Source organism: Stenotrophomonas sp. HMWF023 (genome assembly GCF_003060985.1).
Taxonomy (GTDB): Bacteria; Pseudomonadota; Gammaproteobacteria; order Xanthomonadales; family Xanthomonadaceae; genus Stenotrophomonas; species Stenotrophomonas lactitubi.
In genome coordinates, this window is record NZ_QAIJ01000291.1 from 25,265 (window position 1) to 32,917 (window position 7,653).

A 7,653-nucleotide genomic window follows, 5' to 3' on the forward strand; every position below is an offset into this window, starting at 1 on the left:
CGGTTCGATACTCGGCCGCGCTACCAGCGCAGCTTGCGCCGGGCCAGCGCGGTTGCCAGTTCTTCCATCAACGCATGTGCACGCGCCTGCGGCAGGTAGCGCAGCGCCAGTGCCACGTCACCGTGCGCACCGGCGGTATCCAGCTGCAGGCTGGCCGTACCCAGCAGCTTGTCCAGCGGTGAGCGCTGCAGACGCAGGCCCTGCACCTTGTCGAGCTCGGCCCAGCGCCACCAGCGCTTCCACCAGCCGCCCCGCACCGCCACGAACTGGCCATCCAGGTGCCAGCCCATCCGGGCCATCTGCCGGTGCGCGATCAACAGGCTGACCGGCAGCCAGGCCAGCAGTGCCAAGGCCGGCAGGCCCCAGCGCCAGTACAGCGCGGCGGTCAGCAACGGTACCATCAGCAAGGTGGACAACGAAAGGCGCCACCATCCGCGTTGCGGTATCGGTTGCCACTGCTGTGGTGGCCATTGCAGCTGTGGCAGCAGATGGCGCACCAGGTCGTCGCAGGTGCCCGCGCCAGCCAGCGGGGCCAGTTCGCGCAGCGCGCGGTCGTCGTCGCGCGAGGGGCCACCGGCGGCGCTGTCGATGCGCAGCTGGCGCAATCCGAACCAGCGCTGCAGGGTGCTCTCGCCCAGCGTCCATGCCTGGATGCGGCGGCGCGCGACGCTGCTGCGGGTACGGCTGAGCAGGCCGGTGGAGACGGTCAGGCGCCGTTCGCGCTCGCTGAGGGTGAAGCCGTGGTAACGCAGCAGCGTCAACACCACCGACAGCACCCGCAACAACAGCCAGCCCAGCAGCAATGCCGCCGCCAACAGCACCAGCCCACCCGTCACCCCGGCATGCAGATGGCTGGCGTAGCCGAAGGCCTCGCGCCCGCCGCGCTGGATGGCATCGTCCATCACTTGGCGCGGTACGGTCTGGAACAGAACACCGAAGGCGGCGATCGCCAGCGCCCAGCCACGGTTGGACAGCAGGCCCATGCGCAGCACATCCCAGCTCGACAGGCGCAGCAGTACCTGCTCATCGTCGGATGGCACGACACTGGCAACCGGCGCGTCGCCCGGCGTTGGCTGGGGCGCCTGTCCACGCTGGCGCACCAGCTGTTCCAGGGCCAGCGCCTGGTCCAGCCGCAGCACGCGCATCTCCGCCTCCGGGCGCACGCCACCGGCCGATTCCAGGCGCAGTTCGGCAACCCCGAACAGTCGATGCAACGGGTTCTGCCGCACTTCCACATTGTGGATTCGGGCGAAGGGGATCTCGCGACGGTTGCGCGCCAGCAGGCCGCTGCGCACGGTGATCGCGTCATTGCCAATGCGATAGCGGTAACTGAGGTATTGCAGTACCGAGACCAGCACCAGCGCGGCGATGGCGGTCAGCGGGATCAGCTGTGCCCACATCGGATCGCGGTCGCCGCGTTGGCCGAACACCAGCAACGCGACCAGCGGCAGGAGATAGTGGCGCAACTGCATCAACAGCACGAACAGCCACGACCACGGGTGCAGGCGATGTTCTTCGCCACCGTTGGGCAGCGAGGGTGGCAGGGGTGGCGGCTGGCTCACAGGGCGTCGGCGTCCTGGTCGAGCTGATGGGCCAGGGTGTCACGCAGACGCTCGGCATCGGCTTCGTCCAGCCCGTTGACGGTGACCGCACTCAGGCGGGTGCCGGCGGTGTGCACGATCAGCGTGGCCAGGCCAGCACGCCGCTCCAGCGGCCCGCGACGCAGGTCCAGATGCTGCACGCGCGAAATGGGAATGCGGGTTTCCATCTGCCACATCAGGTCGCGGCGCAGGCCCAGGCCCTGTGCGTCCAGCCGCCAGCGGGTGCGGGTCAAGCGGCGATGGCCGATCCAGCCACCGAAGGCGAGGCCGACCAGCAGGCCTAGCGATGCAGCCCACAGGCCACCGGGAAGATCGAAGAACCACCAGAGGGCGACCAGCGGTGCGCCGGGGATGAACAGACCGCCGAAGGCACCCTCCAGTGCCGCCAACCGGGCAGCGCGCCGCGGCAGGGGTTGCCAGTGGTCGAGGGGCATTTCGGCGGCAGCAACAGGCAAAGGAAGTTCGGTCACGCGGGCGTCCGTCGGGCAGCAGGGCGGGCAGGCGCGGTGATGGCCGCACCGCGCAGACGTTAGCAGGTCGCCCGCGTTACTGGGCGGCCTGGATCAGCGCGTCGACATCCAGCAGGTGCCCGGCGCGGTCGGCCTTGGTGCGCAGGTAGTGCTCGTTCTCGGCGGTGATTTCGCCGGTGACCGGAATGCAGTCCAGCACTTCGATGCCGGCATTGCGCAGGCGTTGAGCCTTGGTCGGGTTGTTGCTGAGCAGGGCAACACGGGACACGCCCAGGCCGCGCAGCATCGCCACCGCGCTGCCATAGCGGCGCTCATCGGCGCCGAAGCCCAGCTGCGCATCGGCATCGATGGTATCCAGCCCGTCATGCTGGTAGCCGTAGGCGCGCATCTTCGCGGCGATGCCGGTACCGCGGCCTTCCTGGTCCAGGTACAGCAGCACGCCACCGCCCAGTTCCTTCAACTTGCGCAGGCCGCGGCGCAGCTGGTCGCCGCAGTCGCATTTGAGCGAACCGAACAGGTCGCCGGTGAGGCAGGACGAATGCACGCGCACCGGCACCACGCCGGAAAGGTCCGGTTCGCCGACGATGATCGCCACCTGGTCGCGCTGGGCGACGCCGCCGCGGAACACCGCGAACGTGGTCATGCCCACATCGCGCAGCGGCACCGGAGAACGCGCCACCAGTTCGTAATCATGTGCGGCATGCGCAGCGCCTTCGGCCAGATCGCACAGGCCGACGTCGGCGGCGCCATCGAAGGTGCTGTCAGTTGCCTCAAGGCGCACGGCCACCATCGCTGGCAGCAGCAGGCCCAACCGGGCCAGTTCCACCGCGCCGGCATCGAACGCATCGCCTGCACTCCAGGCCGCAGGCATCGGTCCGGGTTCGCGCAGGTAGCCCAGCGAGGGCAGGGCATCGAACGCCACACCGGCCAGTGGCAGGCGCGCGCCCTCGGGTGCCTCCACGCCGAGCACGCGGGCGCGGGTGGCGGTCAGATAAAGGTAATGGCGCTCGCGCGCGGCGCTGGCGAAGGCGGCAAAGCTGCTGGCGGTGGCGCTGTCCAGCGCGATCACCGCCAGGCGCTGGCCCTGGCCATCGTGGAGCAGGACCGGACGACCGGCACGCAGTTCGGCGACCGCGCGCTCGCAGCGGATCGCCGCCGGATCACCGAACAGGGAGGAAGCAGACATGGCAGGACCGGGGGAGGCGGACATCGGTGTCTCTATGGGGGCGCCAGCGTCGTATTCAACGTGCTGCGGCGGTGTGTCGCAGGCCGGGTGGAGCGGCTTTCAGTGCGGATGCTCGTCGGTCGCGTACGGGTCTTCCTCGCCGCTGCCCGGTGGCCGCAGCGTATAGCGCTTGTAGGTCCACTGGTACTGCGCCGGGTCGCGGCGGGCGATGCGTTCGATGCCTGCGTTGAGCGCGGTGGCGGCGACCTGCGGGTCCGGGTCGGCCACGGCCGGGTCGGTCGGCTCGATGTGCAGGGCGAATTCCATGTCCGGGCCGATGCGCTCGCACCAGCCATACAGCACCGTCGCGCCGGTGCGCTCAGCCAGCCGGTTGACCAGGGTCATGGTCAGTGCCTGCACACCGAAGAACGGCACGAACACGCCGTCGCCGGCCTTGGGCTGCTGGTCGGGCAGGATGCCGGTGGCGCCGCCGTCCTTGAGTACCTTGAACAACTGGCGCACGGCCGGACCCTCGGCACGCACCTGCTGCACGTTGTGGCCGCCGCGCACGATCTGCAGGAAGGCATCGCTGGCCTCGTCCTCCGGCGGCTTGTAGACGATGGCGATCTGCCCGCGCGAGGCCAGCCACTGGTTCAGCAGCTCCCAGTTGCCGTAGTGCGGGGCCGCCACGATCACGCCCTTGCCGCTGGCCAGCGCCGCGTCGTACAGCGCCTGGCCGTGCCGCTCCTTCAGGTGCAGGCGCAGGTTGTCTTCGGGCTTCCGGCTCCACAGGCGCAGGGTCTCGATGGCCTGCAGGGCGGTGGAGCGCAGCAGCTCGCGCTGCAGGCGTTCGCGTGCCGGTGCGTCCAGCTCGGGATAGGCCAGCTCCAGGTTGCGGCGGGTGACGCGGCTTTCGCGGGCATCGAGGCGCACCCACGTCCAGGCCAGGGCGTGCGCGAACCCGCGCAGCAATGGCCAGGGCAGGCGGGCGAACAGGGTGGTGGCGCGGTAGACCAGCCGGGCTTTGCGGTGTGGATTCATCTCCCCCAGTTTAGCCAAGGGCGCTGCTATCGTGGCCGGCCCTTGCCTGGAAGCCCGCCGATGCTCGTCCTGATTCAACGTGTCAGCCAGGCCGCCGTGCATGTGGAAGGTGAGGCGATAGGGCAGATCGGCCCCGGCCTGCTGGCCCTGGTCGGCATGGAGCCGGGCGATACCGAGGCCCAGCTGCAGCGGATGGCCGAACGCGTGCTCGGCTACCGTGTCTTTGCAGATGAGGCCGGCAAAATGAACCGCTCGCTGCGTGATACCGGCGGCGGCCTGCTGCTGGTCAGCCAGTTCACCCTGGCTGCGGACACCCGTTCCGGCATGCGGCCGAGCTTCACCAGCGCGGCACCGCCGGAGGAGGCTGAACGCGGGTTCAATCGATTTGTCGGGATCTGTCGCGAAAATCATGCGCCAGGGGTGGAAACGGGCCGCTTTGGTGCCCATATGGTCGTCAGCCTGGTCAATGACGGTCCTGTGACCTTCCTCCTCAGGCTCTAGGCCACCGGGACCACCGCCCGGCAGGCCGGGCCCCGGGCTGGTATAATGCTACGTTCCCTATTTCCCCCTAGCCGGTGGCGCGAGCACTACATGGCCAACGAACGTCCTGCCCAATCCGAAATCAAGCAACTGATCAGCAAGGGCCTGGAACAGGGCTACCTGACCTATGCCGAAGTCAATGACCATCTGCCGGACGACATGGTCGACCCGGAACAGATCGAAGACATCATCGGCATGATCAACGGCATGGGCATTGATGTCCATGAAGTTGCTCCGGATGTGGAAACCCTGCTTCTCAACGACGGCAACACGGGCAACCGTGAGGTCGACGACACCGCAGCCGAAGAAGCTGCCGCCGCGCTGAGCGCGCTCGACACCGAAGGTGGCCGTACCACCGACCCGGTGCGCATGTACATGCGCGAAATGGGTACCGTCGAGCTGCTGACCCGCGAAGGCGAAATCGCCATTGCAAAGCGCATCGAAGAAGGCCTGTCCCAGGTCCAGGCCGCACTCGGCCAGTTCCCGGTGTCGGTCGAATCGCTGCTGACCGATTACGAAGCGCACAAGGAAGGCCGCAAGCGCCTTGCCGAAGTGATCGTCGGCTTCAATGACCTGTCCGACGAAGTGCCGGCCCCGGCTGCTGCCGTGGCCGACGACTCGGATGACAGCGATGACGACGCCGACGAGGAAGAGGATGATGTCGACGGCGCCGATGAAGAAGCCGCGCCGACCGGTCCGGATCCGGAGGAAGTCGCCGCGCGCATGCAGGCGCTGAGCGATGCCCTCAACGCCTTCAAGAAGGCCGTTGCCAAGGGCGACAAGAAGGGCCTGCTGAAGCTCCGCGAGGAGATGTCGGCGGTGTTCGTCACCCTGAAGCTGCCGCTGCCGCTGACCGACGTGCTGACCAAGCAGCTGCGCGACACCATGGGCAGCGTCAAGGCCCACGAGCGCCGCGTGCTGAACCTGGCCACCGTCACTGCCCGCATGCCGCGCAAGGACTTCATCCGTTCCTGGGAAGGCAACCAGACCAACCTGGAATGGGTGGAAGACGCACTGAAGCGCAAGCAGAAGTGGTCTTCGGCGCTGCGTGAAGTGAAGGACCAGATCGTGTCCGAGCAGCAGGCCACCATCGACATCGAGAAGGTCACCCTGCTGGACCTGGACGAGCTGAAGGAACTCAGCCGTGCCATGGCCTACGGCGAAGCCAAGGCGCGCAAGGCCAAGAAGGAAATGGTCGAGGCCAACCTGCGCCTGGTGATCTCGATTGCCAAGAAGTACACCAACCGCGGCCTGCAGTTCCTCGATCTGATCCAGGAAGGCAACATCGGCCTGATGAAGGCCGTGGACAAGTTCGAGTACCGTCGCGGCTACAAGTTCTCCACGTATGCGACCTGGTGGATCCGCCAGGCCATCACCCGTTCGATCGCCGATCAGGCGCGCACCATCCGTATTCCGGTGCACATGATCGAAACGATCAACAAGTTGAACCGCATTTCCCGCCAGATGCTCCAGCAGTACGGCCGCGAGGCTACGCCGGAGGAGCTGGCCAAGGAAATGGACATGCCGGAAGACAAGATCCGCAAGGTGATGAAGATCGCCAAGGAGCCGATCTCGATGGAAACCCCGATCGGCGACGACGAGGATTCCCATCTGGGCGACTTCATCGAGGACACCAACGTGGAGTCCCCGATCGAGAACACCACCAACATCAATCTGTCTGAAACCGTGCGCGACGTGCTGGCCGGCCTCACCCCGCGTGAAGCCAAGGTGCTGCGCATGCGCTTCGGCATCGACATGAACACCGACCACACCCTCGAGGAAGTCGGCAAGCAGTTCGACGTGACCCGCGAGCGCATCCGCCAGATCGAAGCAAAGGCCCTGCGCAAGCTGCGTCACCCGAGCCGTTCGGAGCAGCTGCGCAGCTTCCTGGATATCGATTGATCTCCAGGTAGTGCCGAGCCATGCTCGGCAACTGCTTCTGTCTGGAAAAGCCCCGCTTCGGCGGGGTTTTTCTTTTGGGGTGGGGGCCGGATGGCGAGGGTGCTTTCTGTAGAGCCGAGCCCATGCTCGGCTGCTGTCGGCATTGGCGCATCCGGCGGCGTGTCTGCTGCCCTGCGCAGCTGGGTAGGGACGGCGCAATGAGAGCTGGCGCATCTGCAAGGAATGTAGCGTTGCTGGTGCTGCGGAAAGGCCGCTGCAGCGTGTTGGTGTGGCGCCCGCTGCTGCCAACTGAGTAGCCGATTCCGGCCGTGCTCCACTACACTGTGACGTTTCACAGGGCCTATAGCTCAACGGTTAGAGCAGGGGACTCATAATCCCTTGGTTCCAGGTTCGAATCCTGGTGGGCCCACCAATTGGACGTCTGAGGACGTCCAGATCAGTCCAAAAAACCCCCAAAGGCGCTGAAATATAAGGCTATTGATGCCGCCGAGGTCTCCCCCGGTCCGCTTGCGTCCACGTAGAAAGTGAGTCAGTGTGTGAGTCACTTGGCGACCCAGCTTCGCCTGACTCACAACCATCTGACTCACATGCTCACTGACACCAAGATTCGTGCACTAAAGCCAAAGGCCGCCGCGTATCGGGTAGCCGATACGAACGGCTTGGTGATCGAGATTCGCCCCGCCGGCAGCAAGGCTTGGCGCTATCGCTATCGCTTCCTTGGGAAGGCAAGCATCGTTACCTTGGATGAGTACCCAGCCATGGGGCTTCAGGCTGCACGTGCCGAGCGCGATAGGTTGAGGGCGATGCTGCGCGGCGGCGCCAATCCTGCCCAAGTGGCCAGGACAGAGAAGGCAACGCAAGGCGAGAAGGCGACCGCTACGTTCGCCGCAGTTGGCCTCGAGCTGTTGGCGAAACGAACCAAAGAAGGGCTTGT

7 protein-coding genes and 1 tRNA gene are annotated in these 7,653 nt (G+C 66.4%); 4 read left to right on the forward strand and 4 right to left on the reverse strand.

The genetic code is table 11. The annotated features are described in order from the left end of the window. Window positions 1–20: 20 nt before the first annotated feature. The 4 genes from DBR20_RS16485 to DBR20_RS16500 all read right to left on the reverse strand — a co-directional run bounded on the left by DBR20_RS16485 (window position 21) and on the right by DBR20_RS16500 (window position 4,277). Window positions 21–1,562, reverse strand: a complete 1,542-nt coding sequence (locus tag DBR20_RS16485; RefSeq protein WP_108267011.1) for a PH domain-containing protein — start codon at window positions 1,560–1,562, stop codon at window positions 21–23. Beyond that, window positions 1,559–2,035: a PH domain-containing protein gene (locus tag DBR20_RS16490; protein ID WP_108267013.1), complete on the reverse strand. Its 477-nt coding sequence runs from the start codon at window positions 2,033–2,035 to the stop codon at window positions 1,559–1,561. Before DBR20_RS16490 ends, DBR20_RS16485 begins: the two co-directional genes overlap by 4 nt. Before the next feature lie 112 nt (window positions 2,036–2,147). Further along, window positions 2,148–3,281, reverse strand: coding sequence for a GTP cyclohydrolase II RibA (ribA, locus tag DBR20_RS16495; RefSeq protein ID WP_108267015.1), 1,134 nt, complete (start codon window positions 3,279–3,281; stop codon window positions 2,148–2,150). Between the two features lie 75 nt (window positions 3,282–3,356). Beyond that, a complete protein-coding gene (locus DBR20_RS16500) occupies window positions 3,357–4,277 on the reverse strand; it encodes a lauroyl acyltransferase (protein ID WP_108267017.1) in 921 nt (306 codons plus the stop codon). A gap of 60 nt (window positions 4,278–4,337) precedes the next feature. On the opposite strand from DBR20_RS16500, the gene dtd reads away from it, so the two are divergent. The 4 genes from dtd to DBR20_RS16520 form a co-directional block, all read left to right on the forward strand. Next, window positions 4,338–4,778, forward strand: coding sequence for a D-aminoacyl-tRNA deacylase (dtd, locus tag DBR20_RS16505; protein WP_108267019.1), 441 nt, complete (start codon window positions 4,338–4,340; stop codon window positions 4,776–4,778). A gap of 90 nt (window positions 4,779–4,868) precedes the next feature. Then, window positions 4,869–6,719, forward strand: a complete 1,851-nt coding sequence (gene rpoD / locus DBR20_RS16510; protein ID WP_108267021.1) for an RNA polymerase sigma factor RpoD — start codon at window positions 4,869–4,871, stop codon at window positions 6,717–6,719. A 336-nt stretch (window positions 6,720–7,055) separates the two neighbouring features. Continuing rightward, window positions 7,056–7,131 (forward strand) — tRNA-Ile (locus DBR20_RS16515). Between the two features lie 175 nt (window positions 7,132–7,306). Beyond that, a partial coding sequence (locus DBR20_RS16520; protein WP_146187039.1) for an Arm DNA-binding domain-containing protein occupies window positions 7,307–7,653 on the forward strand: 347 nt, incomplete at its 3' end.

Coding starts and splice junctions, on each gene's coding strand:
- DBR20_RS16490 (WP_108267013.1), bottom strand. CDS start 2,035: ATGCCCCTCGACCACTGGCAACCCCTGCCGCGGCGCGCTGCCCGGTTG.
- ribA (WP_108267015.1), bottom strand. CDS start 3,281: ATGTCCGCCTCCCCCGGTCCTGCCATGTCTGCTTCCTCCCTGTTCGGT.
- DBR20_RS16500 (WP_108267017.1), bottom strand. CDS start 4,277: ATGAATCCACACCGCAAAGCCCGGCTGGTCTACCGCGCCACCACCCTG.
- dtd (WP_108267019.1), top strand. CDS start 4,338: ATGCTCGTCCTGATTCAACGTGTCAGCCAGGCCGCCGTGCATGTGGAA.
- rpoD (WP_108267021.1), top strand. CDS start 4,869: ATGGCCAACGAACGTCCTGCCCAATCCGAAATCAAGCAACTGATCAGC.